This is a genomic window from Paracoccus sp. M683, from assembly GCF_007096355.1.
Lineage (GTDB): Bacteria > Pseudomonadota > Alphaproteobacteria > Rhodobacterales > Rhodobacteraceae > Paracoccus.
This window is the reverse complement of the sequence record NZ_VKDF01000005.1, coordinates 381857-399482: the sequence shown is the minus strand read 5'-3', so window position 1 is coordinate 399482 and position 17626 is coordinate 381857. Positions and strand designations below refer to the sequence as shown.

General features: G+C 64.5%; 19 protein-coding genes. 9 read left to right on the top strand and 10 right to left on the bottom strand.

Annotated features, from left to right (window positions below):
• Positions 1-882, top strand: a complete 882-nt coding sequence (locus FNJ84_RS12295; protein ID WP_143793403.1) for an EamA family transporter — start codon at positions 1-3, stop codon at positions 880-882.
• Here FNJ84_RS12295 and FNJ84_RS12290 read toward each other — a convergent pair.
• Positions 876-1481, bottom strand: a complete 606-nt coding sequence (locus FNJ84_RS12290) for a LysE family translocator (protein ID WP_143793402.1) — start codon at positions 1479-1481, stop codon at positions 876-878. The genes FNJ84_RS12295 and FNJ84_RS12290 overlap by 7 nt on opposite strands.
• A gap of 96 nt (positions 1482-1577) precedes the next feature.
• Here FNJ84_RS12290 and FNJ84_RS12285 point away from each other — a divergent pair, with 96 nt between their 5' ends.
• A complete protein-coding gene (locus FNJ84_RS12285; RefSeq protein ID WP_143793401.1) occupies positions 1578-2030 on the top strand; it encodes an Lrp/AsnC family transcriptional regulator in 453 nt (150 codons plus the stop codon).
• Between the two features lie 90 nt (positions 2031-2120).
• On the opposite strand, the gene FNJ84_RS12280 is transcribed toward FNJ84_RS12285, so the two are convergent.
• Both FNJ84_RS12280 and hemF read right to left on the bottom strand, forming a co-directional pair.
• Entirely contained in the window at positions 2121-2309 is a 189-nt protein-coding gene (locus FNJ84_RS12280) for a hypothetical protein (protein WP_143793400.1), read from the bottom strand.
• A 3-nt stretch (positions 2310-2312) separates the two neighbouring features.
• Complete coding sequence (hemF, locus tag FNJ84_RS12275) at positions 2313-3167, bottom strand: oxygen-dependent coproporphyrinogen oxidase (RefSeq protein WP_143793399.1); 855 nt, start codon at positions 3165-3167, stop codon at positions 2313-2315.
• Positions 3168-3244: 77 nt separating this feature from the next.
• Between hemF and FNJ84_RS12270 the strand changes: the two genes are divergently transcribed.
• Entirely contained in the window at positions 3245-3691 is a 447-nt protein-coding gene (locus tag FNJ84_RS12270; RefSeq protein WP_143793398.1) for a hypothetical protein, read from the top strand.
• Positions 3692-3704: 13 nt separating this feature from the next.
• Here the strand turns inward: FNJ84_RS12270 and FNJ84_RS12265 are convergent, their stop codons facing one another.
• From FNJ84_RS12265 to clpS, 3 genes are read right to left on the bottom strand one after another with little or no spacing between them, the layout of a single operon-like run.
• Positions 3705-4511 (bottom strand): SDR family NAD(P)-dependent oxidoreductase, encoded by an 807-nt coding sequence (locus FNJ84_RS12265; RefSeq protein WP_143793397.1) that lies wholly within the window; start codon positions 4509-4511, stop codon positions 3705-3707.
• A complete protein-coding gene (locus tag FNJ84_RS12260; protein ID WP_143793396.1) occupies positions 4508-5515 on the bottom strand; it encodes a class I SAM-dependent methyltransferase in 1008 nt (335 codons plus the stop codon). Before FNJ84_RS12260 ends, FNJ84_RS12265 begins: the two co-directional genes overlap by 4 nt.
• Before the next feature lie 3 nt (positions 5516-5518).
• Complete coding sequence (clpS, locus tag FNJ84_RS12255) at positions 5519-5836, bottom strand: ATP-dependent Clp protease adapter ClpS (RefSeq protein ID WP_143793395.1); 318 nt, start codon at positions 5834-5836, stop codon at positions 5519-5521.
• 252 nt (positions 5837-6088) lie between these two features.
• Here clpS and FNJ84_RS12250 point away from each other — a divergent pair, with 252 nt between their 5' ends.
• From FNJ84_RS12250 to parE, 3 genes are all read left to right on the top strand, one after another.
• Positions 6089-7780 carry a D-alanyl-D-alanine carboxypeptidase family protein gene (locus FNJ84_RS12250; RefSeq protein WP_255471193.1) on the top strand — a complete coding sequence of 564 codons (1692 nt, stop codon included), beginning with the start codon at positions 6089-6091 and terminating at the stop codon, positions 7778-7780.
• Positions 7781-8045: 265 nt separating this feature from the next.
• A complete protein-coding gene (locus FNJ84_RS12245) occupies positions 8046-8702 on the top strand; it encodes a glutathione S-transferase family protein (protein WP_143793394.1) in 657 nt (218 codons plus the stop codon).
• A gap of 117 nt (positions 8703-8819) precedes the next feature.
• The gene (gene parE / locus FNJ84_RS12240) at positions 8820-10784 is read left to right on the top strand and encodes a DNA topoisomerase IV subunit B (RefSeq protein ID WP_143793393.1); all 1965 of its coding nucleotides are present in this window, start codon (positions 8820-8822) and stop codon (positions 10782-10784) included.
• A gap of 67 nt (positions 10785-10851) precedes the next feature.
• Here parE and FNJ84_RS12235 read toward each other — a convergent pair whose 3' ends face one another.
• The 4 genes from FNJ84_RS12235 to FNJ84_RS12220 all read right to left on the bottom strand — a co-directional run bounded on the left by FNJ84_RS12235 (position 10852) and on the right by FNJ84_RS12220 (position 13846).
• On the bottom strand, positions 10852-11253 hold the full coding sequence (locus tag FNJ84_RS12235; protein ID WP_255471192.1) for a hypothetical protein: 402 nt from the start codon (positions 11251-11253) through the stop codon (positions 10852-10854).
• Between the two features lie 145 nt (positions 11254-11398).
• Complete coding sequence (locus tag FNJ84_RS12230) at positions 11399-11893, bottom strand: phosphatase PAP2 family protein (protein ID WP_255471191.1); 495 nt, start codon at positions 11891-11893, stop codon at positions 11399-11401.
• Complete coding sequence (locus FNJ84_RS12225; protein ID WP_143793392.1) at positions 11890-12552, bottom strand: ABC transporter ATP-binding protein; 663 nt, start codon at positions 12550-12552, stop codon at positions 11890-11892. Before FNJ84_RS12225 ends, FNJ84_RS12230 begins: the two co-directional genes overlap by 4 nt.
• Positions 12545-13846 carry a lipoprotein-releasing ABC transporter permease subunit gene (locus tag FNJ84_RS12220; protein WP_143793391.1) on the bottom strand — a complete coding sequence of 434 codons (1302 nt, stop codon included), beginning with the start codon at positions 13844-13846 and terminating at the stop codon, positions 12545-12547. Before FNJ84_RS12220 ends, FNJ84_RS12225 begins: the two co-directional genes overlap by 8 nt.
• A 136-nt stretch (positions 13847-13982) precedes the next feature.
• On the opposite strand from FNJ84_RS12220, the gene radA reads away from it, so the two are divergent.
• From radA to purF, 3 genes are all read left to right on the top strand, one after another.
• The gene (gene radA, locus FNJ84_RS12215) at positions 13983-15347 is read left to right on the top strand and encodes a DNA repair protein RadA (protein ID WP_143793390.1); all 1365 of its coding nucleotides are present in this window, start codon (positions 13983-13985) and stop codon (positions 15345-15347) included.
• A gap of 42 nt (positions 15348-15389) precedes the next feature.
• Complete coding sequence (locus tag FNJ84_RS12210; RefSeq protein WP_143793389.1) at positions 15390-15989, top strand: CvpA family protein; 600 nt, start codon at positions 15390-15392, stop codon at positions 15987-15989.
• Between the two features lie 130 nt (positions 15990-16119).
• On the top strand, positions 16120-17604 hold the full coding sequence (gene purF / locus FNJ84_RS12205; protein WP_143793518.1) for an amidophosphoribosyltransferase: 1485 nt from the start codon (positions 16120-16122) through the stop codon (positions 17602-17604).
• The last annotated feature ends 22 nt before the right edge of the window (positions 17605-17626 follow it).

The following is a 17626-nucleotide window of genomic DNA, read 5'->3' as shown; positions in this document are numbered from 1 at the left end:
ATGCTGTGGGTGCTGGCCACACTGATCGCCTCGGTCGCGCAGACCGCGCGCAATGCCGCGCAGGCCGGGCTGACGGGACGGATCGGTACGGTCGCGGCGACGGCAGTGCGGTTCATCTTTGGCCTGCCCTTCGCCGCCATCGTGCTGGCCATCGCAGCAGCGCTGACCGCCGTGCCGATGCCGGGCCCGGCAAGCTTTGGCTGGGTGGTGACCGGGGCCGTGGCACAGATGATCGCAACCGGATTCCTGCTGATGACGATGAAGGGGCGTGGCTTTGGCGTGGCCACCGCGCTTAGCAAGACCGAACCCGTAACTCTGGCGCTGATCGGTGCCCTGCTGCTGGCCGAACCTCTGGGCTGGGGGCGGATGGGCGCGATCGCGACGGCCGTGCTGGGTATCCTGCTGGTGTCGGGTGCGAACTGGTCGCGGGGCGGATGGCGCAGCGTGGCCACGGGTATCGCGGCCGGCGCACTGTTCGGGCTGTCTGCCATTGGCTTTCGAGGCGCCATTCTGGCGCTGCCCGAGGGCGGATTTCTCATCCGTGCGCTGACCGTTCTGACCCTGACCCTGACCGTCCAGACCGCCCTTGCCCTTGCCTGGCTGAGCGTGTTCGATCGTCAGGCGCTGCGCGGCATTGCGCGGGAATGGCGCGGATCGCTGGCCGCCGGGGCGCTTGGCGCCTTTGCCTCGCTGTTCTGGTTCAGCGGCTTCGCACTGACCTCGGCCGCGAATGTCCGCACGCTGGCGCTGGTCGAGGTGCCGCTGGCACAGCTGGTATCGGGGCGGCTGTTCCGTCAGGGCGCCTCGGCCCGGCAATGGGTCGGGATGGCGCTGATCGTGGCTGGGGTAGGCTGGTTGTTGGCCGTTGCCGCCGGTCAGTGAAACAGGACCGGCAGCATCGAAACAACCAGCAGCGCCGCCATCGCCCAGTTGAAGATGCGCAGACGGCCCGGTTCAGCCAGAAGCCGCCGCAGTCCCTGCCCCATCGCCGCCCAGAGTGACACCGTCGGCAGGTTCACCAGCGCAAAGACCACGCCGACGCCCAGCGCCCCGCCTGCACCGGCGGCATAGGCCGACAACGCGCCAAGCGCCATCGCCCAGGCTTTCGGGTTCACCCATTGAAACGCTGCCGCCTGAAGAAAGGTCATGGGGCGCGCGCCCTGCGGCCGGTTCACATCGGTTTCGATCCCCGTCGGACGCCCGGCATTGGCGATCTTCCAGGCCAACCACAGCATATAGGCCATGCTGACCCATTTCAGCCCATCCGCCAGGGCCGGCGAGCCTTGGATAACCCGGTCGACGCCCAGACCCAGCACCACCACCATCACCCCGAAGCCAAGCGAAACGCCCAGCATATGCGGCATGGTCCGGCGCAGGCCGAAATTCGCCCCCGATGCCATCAGCATCATGTTGTTCGGCCCCGGCGTGACCGAAGTGACAAAGGCGAAGCCGGCAAGAGCCATCAGGATATCTGCTTGCATGTCACGTGACCCAGATTGATTGACACACAATATTTCGCACATCATCCGGGCAATTTTATTGCTTTCTATGACATTGACTAAGTATATTCACAATTAATGAGCGATCCTGACCATATTTCTGACCATATATTGCGCGTCCTTCAGCAGGACGGTCGCATCTCGAATCTCGATCTGGCGGCAAAGGTCGGGCTGTCGCCCTCGGCCTGCCTGCGCCGGGTCCAGGAACTGGAGCGGCGCGGCGTGATCGCCGGCTATCGCGCGGTGATCAGCGCCGAGGCGCGCGAGGTCGGCTTTGTCGCCTATGTCATGATCGGGCTGTCCCACCATTCAATTGACGCACAGCTGGGCTTTGAGCGTATCTGCCGCACGGCCGCGCAGGTCCGCGAATGCCACAATATCACCGGAACGGTGGAATATCTTCTGCGGGTCGAATGCCGTGACCTGGCGGCCTACAAGCAGTTTCACACCGATGTGCTGGGCGGTTTCGCCCATATCGCAACGATCGCCACCCATGTGGTCATGAGCAGCCCAAAGGACGATCGCGCCTGATCCGCAAAGCCCCCTGCTGAACCTGTTCGGGCGGATCGTCAGCATCGCGCCAACCGTCCCAGGCCAGCCACAGCAGATAGCCACCCCGCCCTAACGCAACGACTGATAAGCCAGCGGCGATGCCGCCACTACCGCATAGCCCGCGCGTCGTCCGTCCGACAGCGACAGGATCGCCAGATAGGCCATATTCGGGCCGGGCGTGATCTCCATCAAAGTGGCCGCCAGCACGAATCCCCACAGAGCCGCCGGATCAAGGGCCCCGATCACAGGGCCAGCCATGGGTCAGAGCCATTTGGCCATGGGTGGCAGGCTCATCAGCACGGCATCGGCATTATGGCCGGTCTCCAGCCCGAATTTCGTACCACGGTCGTAAACCAGGTTATATTCGGCATAAAGGCCGCGATGGACCAGCTGCGCATCCTTGTCGGTCTCGGTCCAGCCCTGCGCCATCCGCGCCTCGGCCAAAGGCAGAAAGGCGGGCAGAAAGGCCTCGCCCACGGCGCGGGTAAAGGCGAAATCGGCGTTCCAATCGCCGGTGTTCAGATCATCGAAGAAGATCCCGCCGACGCCGCGTGCTCTGCCGCGATGCGGGATAAAGAAATACTCGTCCGCCCAGGCCTTGAAGCGATCATAGTAATCCGCACCATGCGGGGCACAGGCGTCGCGCAGGGTGTCGTGAAAATGAGCCGTATCCCCGTCATATTCGATGCAGGGGTTCAGATCGGCGCCACCGCCGAACCACCAGGCATTCGGGGTCCAGAACATGCGCGTGTTCATGTGCACGGCGGGGGCGTGCGGGTTCTGCATATGCGCGACAAGGCTGATCCCGCTGGCCCAGAACCGCGGATCGCCGTCCATGCCAGGCACGCCGCGCGCGGCCATCGCCGCCTGCGCCCGCGCGCCAAGCGTGCCATGCACCTCGGACCAGTTGACGCCGACCTTTTCGAACACCCGGCCACCACGCATGACCGACATGATGCCGCCGCCGCCATCCTCGCCGCGCGCCGTGGGCGTCACCTGAAACCGGCCGGGCGCGGCCGTGCCGGGGCCGCGATCCTCCAGCGCCTCGAAGGCGGCGGTGATCCGGTCGCGCAATGTGCGAAACCAGTTTGCGGCGATCTGGCGCTGTTCATCCATGCGGCAGCCTCATTTGTTGAATTGCCTCTGCGCCGCGCTTGCGGCTAGCATCGCCCGAACACCTAGAGGCCAGCCCGATGACCCGCAACACCGCATTCACCCTTGCTGCCATCCCGCTACTTTTGGCCGCATGCGGCACCCCGCAGGAACGCTGCATCAGACAGCACACCCGCGAATACCGCAATGTCAGCACCCTTCTGGCCGAGGTCGAGGCCAATCTGGCGCGCGGCTATGCCTGGGATGAGCGGATCGTATCGGACACGGTCTGGAGCAGTTGCCGCGATGTCGTCCGCGACAGCGAGGGCAATGCCCGCATCGTCACCACCCCCTGCTGGCGCGACGTGACCACGACCGAACGCTTCCGCGTTCCCATCGACCCGGCGGCCGAGGAACGCAAGCGCAGCAATCTTGCCGCGCGCAAGGCCCAGCTGAGCGATCAGGCGGCCGCCTATGTCAGCGCCTGCAAGGCCGCCTTTCCCGAAGACGAGGCCGCGACCACGCCACCATCAACCCCTGCCCCCTAGGGTCAGTGGCGGCCTATAACATCTTGGTCGAGACCGGGTCGACCAGGCTGCGCCCACCATCGACGGTCAGGATCTGGCCAGTGACGAAGCCTGCGCCGCTGCCGGTCAGATACAGCACGGCCTCGGCCAGTTCGTCGGCGGATGCGATCCGCCCCATGGGCGTGCCGGCGATGACGTGATCACGCAGCTCGGGCCGTTCGCGCAGCGCCAGTTTCAGCTCGTGCGACATGACGCTGCTGAAGGAAACGCCGTTCACCCTGATCCGGTGCGGCGCCAGTGCCAGGGCCAGCCCGCGGGTGGCCTGCTCCAGCGCCGCGCAGGCGATGGAATAGCCCAGCAATTCCGGGATCGGCCGGCTGCCCGCCAGCGTCGAGATATTGACGATCGAGCCGATCTCGTCGCTGTCAACAGAATCGGCTGCTTGCCGGATCATCCGCCGCGCCACCAATTGCGACATGCGCAGGGCGGACATCATGTTCTGGCGCATCATCTCGTCCAGCGTGTCGACATCTGTATCCAGCGGGTCCGAGCCCCGCACCAGCCGATGCGCGTTGACCAGGATATCCACCCGATCAAAGGCGTCCAGCGTTGCCGATATCAGGTTCGCCATGGCCAGCTTTTCACCCATGTCACCGGCAAAGGCCCTGATCGGCCCCTCGCTGTCCAGGTCGCTGCCCAGTTCGGCCTCCAGCAGGGCCTCGTCGCTATCGGCGAACATGACATTGGCGCCGCGCTCGACCAGGCGATGCGCCACGGCCAGCCCGATGCCGCGCCCGGCGCCGGTGACGATGGCGGTCTTTCCCTGCAATGACAGGCTCATTTCTTGCCCCCCTTGCCGGCGCGCCGGGCGCCGGTCGCCTCGATGATCTTGAAGCGGGCATCGCCGCCGATCTCGTCCACACGGGCGAAATGACGCGCCAGAGCGGCCTCGTATGGCAGGTGCCTGTTGGCCACCATCCACAACCGCCCGGCCCCGGTCAGAAGCCGCGCCGCAGTGGCGATGAAGGCCGTGCCCAGCCCCGGATCGGCTGCGCGCCCATCATGGAAAGGTGGGTTCATCACCACCCCGTTCACCGGCTCGGGCAGTGTGAAATCGCGGGCATCGGCCCAGTGAAACTGCGGCCGCGCATCGTTCAGATTGCGCCGGGCGCAGTCCAGCGCGGCATGATCCGCCTCGACCAGATGCAGGGTTTCGACGCCCTCGCGTGCCAGAATCTGCGCCGCCAGCCAGCCCCAGCCCGCACCCAGATCGACCATGCGCGAGGGCAGCCGCGGCGGCAGATGTGCCGCCAGCAGCGCCGAGCCAGGATCGACCCCATCGGCCGAAAACACCCCCGGCAGCGTCACGAAACCGTCCGCGGCCTGATGCGGCGCGGCGGCCCAATCCGCCGGCAGCCAGTCGCCGTCAGGCCGGTCGATGCGGAAAATGCGACCATGGGCCTTGCTGTGCTGTTCAGCCACAGCCGCCCGCCCGCGCAGATCCTTCAGCAGCGAATCCACGCCATCGGTCTTTTGCCCGTCAATCCACAGCGCACCGCCCGCCCGCAGCCGTGCCGAGGCCGCATGGATCAGCGCATGGGCCTCTGCCTTGGCGCGCGGCAGAAAGACCAGTGCCGCATCGAACAGCGGGCCCTCGGGCGGGTCGGTCAGCACCTGCCAGCCCTGCGCGGCCAGCGCGCGGTGATCGGGGAAATGCCCCTGCACCAGCAGGCTGCGCGCAGGATCGAACCCCGCCAGCCCGGTCTGGCCAGATGCGCCCAGGATCAGCAGCTGCCCATCGGGCGGCCCATCGCCAAAGGCCAGTTCAAGTCGCGGATCAAGCAAGGTTTATTCTTTTTCCATGGTGCATTGCAGCGGGTGTTGCTGACGTCGCGCCAGTTCCATCACCTGCGCCACCTTGGTCTCGGCGATCTCGTGCGAAAAGACGCCGACAACGGCGACACCCTTGCGGTGGACGGTCAGCATGATCTCGATCGCCTGCGCATGGGTCATGCCGAACAGCCGTTCCAGAACATGAACGACAAACTCCATAGGCGTAAAATCATCGTTCAGCAACAACACCTTATACAGCGGCGGCCGCTGCGTCTTGGCGCGCGGCTTGACCGCGATATCGGTCTGATCCTTGCCGTTGTTGGGGTCGGACATCCACTGCGTCATATCAGTCTCTGGGTTTTGCTGCTGCGGCTTGGCGCGATCGGGCTAAGTGCCCTAATATAGTCCGAAATGCGGATGATGAAAGTCCCCTGACCCATCCGGCCCCTGGCATGGCGTCGCGCAAGCGAATGAATTTTGATCAAATGTCTGGTTCCCAGCACGAATCTTGCGTGCTATTGTCGGAATATTAACGAAGGGCGTGCGATCAAAAGATGCGCCCATGAGGCAGAAGAGATCGAGACAGTGACCCGTATCACACGATTCGCCCGCCCGTGGGCGCTGATCCTGTTGGCCATTCTGGCCCCCGCAATCGCGACAGCGGCGCCCTTTGCCGCCTATGTGATGGATGCCCGAACAGGCAAACCGATCTATGCGCAGAACGCGGATACGAAGCTGCATCCGGCATCGCTGACCAAGATGATGACGTTGTATCTTGCCTTTGCCGCGATCGAGCGGGGGCAGGTCCGACTGGATTCCAAATTCCTGATCTCGTCCAACGCGGCGGCCGAGCCGCCCTCGAAGCTGGGGCTGCGCGCCGGCCAGAGGATCGAATTGCGCTATCTGATCCGCGCCGCCGCAATCAAATCGGCCAATGACGCCGCCACCGCCATCGGCGAGGGCATCGCCGGGTCCGAGGATGCCTTTGCCGCGCAGATGACCGCCACCGCGCGGGCACTTGGCATGCGCAACACCAATTTCCGCAATGCCAACGGCCTGACCCAGCAGGGCCACTATTCGACCGCCCAGGACATGACCATCCTGGGGCGTCGGCTTTTCTATGATTTCCCGCAATATTACTCGCTGTTCTCGCGCCGGTCGGCCGATGCGGGGATTGCGCAGGTTTCCTCGACCAACAAGCGCTTTCTGGACGAATATCCGGGCGCCGACGGCATCAAGACCGGCTATACCCGTGCCGCAGGCTTCAACCTGACCGCCTCGGCGCAGCGCGGTCGCAAGCGGATCGTGGCTTCGGTCTTTGGCGGGACCTCGACGGCGCAGCGCAATCAGGTGATGGCGCAACTGCTGGATGCCGGATTCGGCAAGGTGCCCTCGAACGTTCGCGAGATCCGCCCCGAGCCGCCGCAATTGCTGGCCCAAAAGGTCGTGCGCAAGGCACAGGTCGAACCGACACCGGCCGCGACCGAGCCGCGCACGCTGACGCTGGCCAGTTCCGCGCCGCCGCAACGAACCCGCCGGGTGGTCAAGGTCGCGCCTGAACCTTCGGCCCCAGTGGCAGTGGCTGCGCCGGGCCAGATCGTAAATGCCCTGCGCGAAGCCGCAACCCCCACCGCTGCACCGGCCAGCGGCGGGCTGACCCTGGCCAGCAGCGCCCGGCCACGCCTGCGCCCCGCCGCCCGCGGCGACGCCGTCGACCAGGCCGTCCGCATGGCTGTGGCCCAGGATGACGAGGCCGCGGCAGCACCTGTGCAAACGGCAAGCCTTGCGGCGCCTGTCCTTGCCGCCTCCAGCCGGCCCGCGCCGGCACCGCGTTCACGCGACATTGCCAGCCAGCCCGCCGACAGCGTTCAGACGGCCAGCGCCGATGCTGCCCCGGCCACGACAGCCGGCAGCGACGATCTTAGCCTGGCGATCTCTCAGGCGCCGAAACGCCGATCCGAAACCGTTATCCTGGCCGCCATGGGCGAGGGCGACATCGCCGATCCCGAAGCGGTCGAGATCGTCTCGCGCGCACCTTCGGGGGGGCGTCAATGGGGCGTCAACCTTGGTCTTTATCGCTCGCAGGCAGAGGCCGACAATTTGCTGCTGCAACTGGCCTTGCAGGGCGGCGCGGCGCTGGAAGGCGGACGTCGCCATGTCGCCAATACCAATCGCGGCTTCGAGGCCACCTTCCAGGGTCTGACCAGGGCCTCGGCCCAGTTGGTCTGCGACCGTGCTGCCGCCCGGCAGGAACCCTGCACGGTGGTCGGCCCCTGATCGTCCCGTCCATCGGACATCCACCCCGAAAGAACGGGCGCGACCGCAGGGCCGCGCCCTTTTTTGATGCGCTGGTTTGATATGCTGGCCGGCATCTGCATATAGATGTCGACCAACGCATTCCCGCGGTTGCATGTCGCGGCCATCGCCCCACCTGGCGGCGGCGGCGGGTGCCCTGACGGCAACTTGTCTGCGCCTCGCCCTGCCCTCTTCACCTTAGACGCCGACGGACGTAACCTGCCCTCGAGATACAGGAGCCAGCCTCATGCTGACAATTCACGGTGTCACCCGTTCCCGCGCCTCGCGCATCATTTGGCTGTGCCATGAAATCGGCCTGCCCTTCCGTCAGGTGCCGGTCATCCAGGCCTATCGCCTGACCGACCCCACCGCACGGGATGCGCCGCTGAACACACGCTCGCCTTCCTTTCTGAAACTCTCACCAGCAGGCGCCATCCCGGTGATCGAGGATGACGGGCTGATGCTGTTCGAATCCATGGCCTGCACGCTGTATCTGGCGCGGCGGCACGGCCAGCCCTTTGGTCCGGGCGATGCCCAGGAAGACGCGCTGATGTCGCAATGGAGCTTTTACGCCTGCACCGCGATCGAGGCCGACGCCCTGACCATTCTGTTCCTGCATGGCGGCAATGCCACCTCGGCCCCCGAACGGGCGGCGATCGAGGCTGCCGCCGAACGCCTGGAACGCCCGCTGGCCGTCGTCGCCGATCATTTGTCAGCCAATGGCCACATGGTCGGCCGTCGTTTTTCGGTGGCAGATATCAACATGGCCGAGGTCATCCGCTATGCCCAAAGCTACGAGCCGCTGATGCGCCAATTTCCCGCGATAACTGACTGGTTGGCCGACTGTCAGGGGCGCCCGGCCTTCCGCAGGATGTGGGAAGCCCGCCTGGCAGAACCGGAATAGACCCGGAATCCCCGCAAGGGGTTGCGCGCGACGGGCCAGCAGACCACAACCACTTGCCCCCGCCGCCCCGCCCATGAGATAATTGGCCAAACCGCGACAAGAAAAACGAGCAGACCGATGGCCGACGACCTTCTTTCCGCAGCCGATGCGACCTCTGACAGCTATTCCGCCTCGTCCATCGAGGTGCTGGAGGGGCTGGAGCCGGTGCGCAAACGCCCCGGCATGTATATCGGCGGCACCGATGAACGTGCGCTGCACCACCTGGTCGCGGAAATCCTGGACAATTCGATGGACGAGGCCGTCGCCGGTCATGCCAGCCGGATCGAAGTCGAGCTGCTGGCCGATTACAGTGTGGTGGTCCGCGACAACGGCCGCGGGATTCCCATCGACCCGCATCCGAAATTCCCCGGAAAATCGGCGCTGGAGGTGATTCTGTGCACGCTGCATGCCGGGGGCAAGTTTTCGGGTGATGCCTATCAGACCTCGGGCGGGTTGCACGGGGTGGGCGCCTCGGTCGTGAATGCGCTTTCCGACAGCATGGTCGTACAGGTCGCGCGCAACAAGGAACTGTTCCAGCAAAGCTTTTCGCGCGGGATCCCCCAGGGCCCGGTCGAAAAGATTGGCGCAGCCCCGAACCGGCGCGGCACCACCGTCACTTTCCATGCCGATGAACAGATCTTCGGCCATCATCGCTTCAAGCCCGCGCGGCTGATCAGGATGGTGAAATCCAAGGCCTATTTGTTCAGCGGCGTCGAGATCCGCTGGAAATCGGAAATCGACGATGGCGAAACCCCGGTCGAGGCGGTGTTCCACTTTCCCGGCGGGCTGGCCGACTATCTTGCGGAAACGCTTTCCGGCACCTCGACCTATGCCGACCGGCCTTTTGCCGGCAGCGTCGATTTCAAGGAAAAATTCAACACTCCCGGCAAAGTCGATTGGGCGATCAACTGGACGCCTTCGCGAGACGGCTTCATCCAGTCCTATTGCAACACCGTCCCCACACCCGAGGGCGGAACGCATGAGGCCGGCTTCTGGTCCGCCGTTCTGAAGGGCATCCGCGCCTATGGCGAGCGGGTCAGCAACAAGAAGGCCGCCCAGATCACCCGCGAAGACCTGCTGACGGGCGGCTGCGCCTTGGTCAGTTGTTTCATCCGTGAACCCGAATTTGTCGGCCAGACCAAGGACCGGCTGGCCACGACCGAGGCGACACGGCTGGTCGAAAACGCCGTGCGCGACCATTTCGACAACTGGCTTGCGGCCGATACGAAATCGGCGGGCTCGATCCTTGATTTCCTTGTCCTGCGTGCCGAGGAACGTCTGCGCCGCAAGCAGGAAAAGGAAACCGCCCGCAAGTCGGCCACGAAAAAGCTGCGCCTGCCCGGCAAGCTGGTGGATTGCAGCGCCACCGTCCGCGACAATACGGAACTGTTCATCGTGGAAGGTGACAGCGCCGGCGGTTCCGCCAAGATGGCCCGCGACCGCACCAATCAGGCGCTGCTGCCCCTGCGCGGCAAGATCCTGAACGTGCTGGGCGCGGCCAGTTCAAAAATGGGCGCGAACCAGGAAATCAACGATCTGTGTCAGGCGCTTGGCGTCGGCATGGGGTCGAAATTCATCGTCGACGATCTGCGCTATGACAAGGTCATCATCATGACCGATGCCGATGTGGACGGCGCGCATATCGCCAGTCTGCTGATGACATTCTTCTTCACCCAGATGCGCCCTTTGATCGACAAGGGGCATCTGTATCTGGCCTGCCCGCCGCTTTATCGGCTGACTCAGGGCGCGCATCGCATCTATGTTGCGGATGACGCCGAGAAAGAGAGGATGCTGGCCAAGGGTCTGGGCGGAAAGGGAAAAATCGACGTGCAGCGGTTCAAGGGCCTGGGCGAGATGGACGCCAAGGACCTGAAGGACACGACGATGAACCCCAAGACGCGCCGGCTGATCCGGGTCAGCATCGACGACGAGGATGGCGGCGAGACCGGCGATCTGGTCGAGCGACTGATGGGCAAGAAGCCGGAACTGCGGTTCGAATATATTCAGGAGAAAGCGCGGTTTGTTGAGGAGCTGGACGTCTAGGCCGGGTCGACTTTCGTTGGATGATTGCGCCGAACGGCTTCGGCGCAATATTTATTTGGCCAATGGCCTAACCGCAGGTCGTTGGCGCGCCCTTGGCGACGATTTCCTGCCAACCCGAGCCAAGTGTTTCGCGTGCAGATAGGGCATTCGCGGATTCAGGTGATTTTTCAGGGATCATCTTCACGACCATTCCCTGCGAGTAGTTCTGTTGAAAACCAGAGAAGAAATCGCCCTGCATACCGCTGCTCATCTGGTCTCCGACAATCACGAACTTGTCGCCGCCTTTTCGAATGACCTCTATCGCAGCACTTTTGAATGCAACATTTCTAGCTCCGGCGGGTCCGCAAGCCGGGGCGGCATGGGTGGCCACCAAAAAGCTATCTTTGGACATAGGTTGAATTTGTGTTTGCGCGCAGGCCGATAATATCAGGCCCACGAGACAGATCGTCAAAATCACTGGCGAACGCATATAATCTCCACATAAATCATCTTCAACTGCGGCCGAACCTGTCGGTTGCACCTCGGAAAATCAACGATTTAGTGTATACAATTATATGCTCTTTATTATCTGCGATGCGGAGGTGCATTGGACCGTCCGAATTTCTGCAAGGGTATTAAAACCGCATCCCCCAACTAAACCCCACCTCATCCGTCCCGAACCCGAAACTCGCCGCGCCAAAGCTGATCCCGATCAGCGCGCCGCTCATCACCTGCGGCACGGTATGCTCGCCGGCATGCACCCTGCTCCAGCCAGTCAGGCCCGCCGCGCCATAAAGCGCCGCGCCAGCCGCCCGGTCATCCTCGACGCATTTCCCCGCCAGATCAGACGCGCCAAAGAACGCCGCCGCCGTATGGCCTGACGGAAACCCCTTCCCCTCACCCGAGGGGCGGCGCGACAGCGGCGAGCCGTCGAAATATTCCTTCAGCCCCCAGACAATCGCCGCCTGCAACACGCCGCGCACCGCGAAATCCTCCAGCCGGTCGTCGCGCTCGGCGCAAACCGCGGCCGCCAGCGGAAGCCCATATTTCATCGCCGTGCCGAATTGCTCGAACGGATCGGCGGCGGCGGGTGTCGCCAGCGCAACGCAGCACAGCCCGGCGCGGATCATATGCCCAGCCCGACGATGCGGTCCATGCGCCCGGCAAGGTCATGGTTATGCGTGGCGATCAGCGCCGAAAGCCCGGTTTCGCGGACCAACCCCATCAGCATGTCAAACACCTTGTCCGAGGTCTCGGGGTCAAGGTTCCCGGTCGGCTCATCCGCCAGCAGCAGCGCCGGCTGGTTGGCCAGCGCGCGGCAGAATGCGACCCGCTGCTGCTCGCCGCCTGACAGCTGCGCGGGGCGGTGGTCGGCGCGGTGCGACAGGCCGACGCGGCCCAGCAGATCGGCGGCCCGCGCCGAGGCCGCACGGGCCGCCACGGCATTCGCCAGTTGCGGCAGCACGATATTCTCGGCTGCGGTAAATTCCGGCAGCAGGTGGTGGAACTGATAGACGAAACCCACATCGACGCGGCGGGCCTCGGTCCGGGCGCGGTCGCCAAGGCCGGTCATGTCGCGCCCATTCAGCGCCACCTGCCCGGTATCGGGCGTGTCCAGAAGTCCCGCGATATGCAGCAGCGTCGATTTCCCCGCACCCGAGGGCGCGACCAGCGCCACCACCTCGCCTCGCGCCACGGTCAGGTCGACGGCGCGCAACACCTCGACCGGGGCCGGGCCGTCCGCGCCATAGGTCTTGGAAACGCCGGAAAGCCGAAGGACCTCATTCATAGCGCAGCGCCTCGACCGGGTTCATGCGCGCGGCACGGCGCGCGGGGAAGATGGTGACGATGAAGGACAAGGCCAGCGACAAGGCCACGGCGCGGAAGATGTCCCAGGCCCTCAGTTCAGCGGGCAAGCGATATATGCCGCGCACCTCGGGCTGCCACGCCCCGCCGCCGGTCAGCGCGTTCAGTCCCGCCATGATATTGTCCACGTTCAGCGCCAGAACCACGCCCAGCAGCACCCCGGCAATGGTCCCGATCACCCCGGTAAACGCGCCGCACAGGAAGAACACCCGCAGCACCGCGCCCTCGGTCAGGCCCATGGTGCGCAGGATGCCGATATCGCGGCCCTTGTTCTTGACCAGCATGATCAGCCCCGAGGTGATGTTCATCGAGGCGATCAGCACCAGCACCGACAGGATGACGAACATCACGTCATCCTCCATATCCAGCGCCGACAGGAACGAACCGGATGCGTCCTTCCAGGTCCAGACCTGCGCCCCCTCGCCCGCAGTCTGAATCAGCGGCAGGGTCCAGGCGCCAACCTTCTCAGGGTCATCGACAAAAACCTCGATCTCATCGGCCACGCCCTCGCGGTTGAAGTAACTCTGCGCCTCGGCCATCGGCATATAGATGCGCGTGCGGTCGATGTCGTAACGCCCGGCGCTGAAGATATAGGTCACGTCATAGGCGCTGACGCGGGGCGTGGTCCCGAAGGCCGTCTTGGCGCCCTCGGGTGCGATCAGCTTGATCTTGTCGCCGATGCCAAGGTTCAACTCCCGCGCAATGCCGCTGCCGATCGCCACGCCCTTGCCGAAATCCGCCAGATCACCGGCGGATGTCGCAGGGTCCACGATGCGCGGCATGGCGGCCAGCGCGGCATCGGTCACGCCAAAGACCTCGGCCACGTTAGAGCGATCTGCGGCGGTGGCCATCACCTGCCCCTTCACCACGGCATTGGCCCGCGTCACACCGGGCAGCGCCGCGATCGTGGCCGCCACACCGTCATAATCCTCGATCACCCCTGCCTGCCGATAAACCTCGCCGGTCAGCTCATTGGTGAAACTGGTGGGCGCCATATAGACGGTGCTATGGGCATTCGCGCCAAGGATCGTATCGACGAACTCGGCCCGAAATCCCGCCCGGACGGCAAGCGTCGCGATCAGCGCCATCACCCCCAGGGCAATGCCGATCAGGCTGATCCAGGTCATCACGCTAACCCCGCCCTCGGCCCTGCGCGCGCGCAGATACCGCCAGGCGATCATGAACTCATATCGTGAAAAAGGCGCGGGGCTGGCCATGAACGATCCTTGCCGGAAATCGCCGCGACCCTGACCGCGCCGCCCCGAAATTTCAAGCCGACAATGGCGTGAGCGTTTCTTTCTCGTCCAAATACCCATATTGCGGCGGCAGCCGTCAGGTGCCACAAGATGTGGCATGGCCAAACCCGTCACCAGTTTCACCTGCACCGAATGCGGCGCTGCCCACAAGAAATGGGCGGGCCGCTGCGAGGCTTGCGGCGCCTGGAACAGCATCGTCGAAGAAGCCCCCCTGTCCCAGGGACCTGGTCGCGGCCTCGGCGCCGCCAAGGGCCGGGCTGTGCCCCTGTCACCCCTGACCACCGCCGAGGCGCCCCCGCCACGCAGCGAAAGCGGTCTGGCCGAACTGGACCGGGTTCTGGGCGGCGGGCTGGTGCCCGGCAGCGCCATTCTGGTCGGCGGCGATCCGGGCATCGGCAAATCCACCCTGCTGCTTCAGGGGGCCGCGGCCTTTGCCCGGCGCGGCCTTCACGCCGTCTATATCAGCGGCGAGGAAGCCGGCGCCCAGATCCGCCTGCGCGCACAGCGCCTTGGGCTGGCGGATGCACCCGTGCGCCTTGGCACGGAAACCAACCTGCGCGACATCCTGACCACGCTGGATGCCGAACGTCCCGACATTGCTGTGATTGATTCGGTCCAGACGCTGTGGTCCGATCAGGTCGAGGCCGCACCGGGCAGCGTGGCACAGGTTCGCGCCGCCGCGCATGAACTGGTCACCTTCGCCAAAAGCCGGGGTGTTTCGGTCGTTCTGGTCGGCCATGTCACCAAGGAGGGTCAGATCGCCGGCCCGCGCGTGGTCGAACACATGGTCGACACCGTGCTGTATTTCGAGGGCGAGCGCGGCCACCAGTTCCGCATCCTGCGCAGCGTCAAGAACCGCTTCGGCCCGGCGGGCGAGATCGGCGTGTTCGAGATGACCGGCGCGGGCCTGGCCGAGGTCGCCAACCCCTCGGCGCTGTTCCTGTCCGAACGCGGCCAGCCGACGCCGGGCAGCGCCGTGTTCGCCGGTATCGAAGGCACCCGCCCCGTGCTGACTGAAATTCAGGCCCTGGTCGCGCCCTCTACCCTTGCCAGTCCGCGCCGCACCGTCGTGGGCCTGGACAGCGGCCGGGTCAGCACCATCCTTGCCGTGCTGGAATCACGCTGCGGCATCCCCTTCGCGGGGCTTGATGTGTTCCTGAACGTTGCCGGCGGCATGCGGGTCAATGAACCCGCCGCCGATCTGGCCATCGCAGGCGCCCTGCTCAGCGCGCGTGAAGACAGCGCATTGCCGGGCGATTGCGTCCTGTTCGGTGAAATCAGCCTGTCGGGGGCACTACGTCCCGTCGCTCAGGCCGAAAATAGGTTGAAAGAGGCGCAAAAACTTGGTTTTTCACAGGCGATTTTACCCGAAGCCCGAAAGGTCGAGGGTTTGGCCGGCATGTCCGTCATGGGCATCACCGACCTGACAGGATTTGTGGGCGAGGTCTTTGGTGCCGGCTGAACCCCGCGAAAAGCAACGCGAAACCGGCACGAGGGCAGGTAAATGGACGGCTTCACAATCATCGACGGCGTCGTCGCCGCGGTCATCATCCTCTCGGCCATATTGGCCTATTCGCGCGGCTTCGTGCGCGAATCGCTGGCCATTCTGGGCTGGATCGGGGCGGCCATCCTGGCCTTCCTCTTCGCCGGAACCATGCGCCCGCTGATCGCGCAAATCCCTTATCTGCGCGATTTCCTGGGCGATAATTGCGAACTCAGCATGATCGCCGGCTTTGCCGTGGTCTTTGCGCTGGCGCTGGTGGTGTTTTCCATCATCACGCCCCTGTTTTCCTCGGTCGTGCAGCGCTCGGCGCTTGGCGGGGTCGATCAGGGCATGGGCTTTCTGTTCGGCGTGGCGCGCGGAGTGCTGCTGGTGGCGGTGGCCTTTATCATCTATGACCGCGTGATCACCAATGAAGGCGTCGAGATGGTCGAAAACTCGCGCTCGGCGCAGGTCTTTGCGCGTCTTGGCGATCAGATGAACGACAGCCTGCCCGAAGACGCGCCCGGCTGGATCGAAAGCCGTTACGAACAGCTTGTCGGCAGCTGCGGTGGCACCGGCGCGCACGTCGATCCGGCCAATACGCCCCCTGCCAGCAACTGATCTTTCGCACAATCTGACAGTCGGATGACAAATTAACGCCCCCGCAGCCACGCGGGGGCGTGACTTTTCGGGGCAGCGCCCCTACATAGCCATCGAAACCGCCAGCAGCACCGGAATTTCGATGACCCAGATGCAACCCTTCCTGGCCCATCCCTTCGATTCCGATCGCCTGCACGAGGAATGCGGCGTATTCGGCGTGATCGGGGTGGCCGACGCAGCCAGCTTTGTCGCCCTGGGCCTGCACGCCCTTCAGCATCGCGGGCAAGAGGCCGGCGGCATCGTCGCCCATGATGCGGAACAGGGCTTCAACAGCGCCCACCGCTTTGGCTATGTCCGCGACAATTTCACCAAGGCCGATGTGATGGCCACCCTGCCCGGCCCGCTGGCCATCGGCCATGTCCGCTATTCCACCGCCGGGTCCAAGGCCAACACCGCGATCCGCGATGTGCAGCCCTTCTTTGGCGAGTTTTCGATGGGCGGCTGTGCCATCGCCCATAACGGCAACATCACCAATGCCGCCGCGCTGCGCCGCGAATTGATCGAGCGCGGCAGCATCTTCCAGTCCTCGTCCGACAGCGAATGCATCATTCACCTGATGGCGCGCTCGATCCAGCGCAACATCCCCGAGCGGATGAAGGACGCATTGCGCCGGGTCGAGGGCGCGTTCAGCGTCATCGCCATGACCCGCACCAAGCTGATCGGCGTGCGCGATCCTTTGGGCGTGCGCCCGCTGGTGCTGGGCAAGATCGGCGATGACGGTTTTGCGCTGGCTTCGGAAACCTGCGCGCTGGACATTATCGGCGCCCAGTTCATCCGCGAAATCGAGCCGGGCGAGATGGTCGTCATCTCTAAGGGCCAGGTCGAATCCAGCCGCCCCTTTGGGCCTTCGACCGGACGGTTCTGCATCTTCGAGCATGTCTATTTCTCGCGCCCGGATTCGATCATCGGCGGCCGTTCGGTCTATGAAACCCGCCGCCAGATTGGCGTGGAACTGGCACGCGAGGCCCCGATCGAGGCTGATCTGGTCTGCCCCGTCCCCGATTCGGGCACGCCTGCGGCCATCGGCTATGCACAGGAATCGGGCATCCCCTATGGCATGGGGATCATCCGCAATCAGTATATGGGTCGCACCTTCATCGAACCGACGGAACAGATCCGCAATATGGGCGTCCGGCTGAAGCTGAACGTGAACCGCAGCCTGATCGCAGGCAAGCGGGTGGTGCTGGTCGATGACAGCGTCGTGCGCGGCACCACCAGCCGCAAGATCAAGGACATGATCCTTGATGCGGGTGCGGCCGAGGTGCATTTCCGCATCGCCTCGCCCCCGACCGCCTGGCCCTGCTTCTATGGCGTCGATACGCCGGATCGCGGCAAGTTGCTGGCAGCCCAGATGACGACCGAGGAAATGCGGGAATGGATCGGCGTCGATTCGCTGGCCTTCGTGTCGCTGGATGGGCTTTATCGCGCCGTGGGCGAGGCCAAGGGCCGCAACAAATCCTGCCCGCAATATTGCGATGCCTGTTTCTCGGGCGACTATCCGGTCGCGCCCTTCGACCAGCTGGAACGCGGCTTCCAGATGAAACAGGGCAGCGAAACCGCCCACGCGGCGGAATAGACCACGCCCGCCTGCCGCTGCG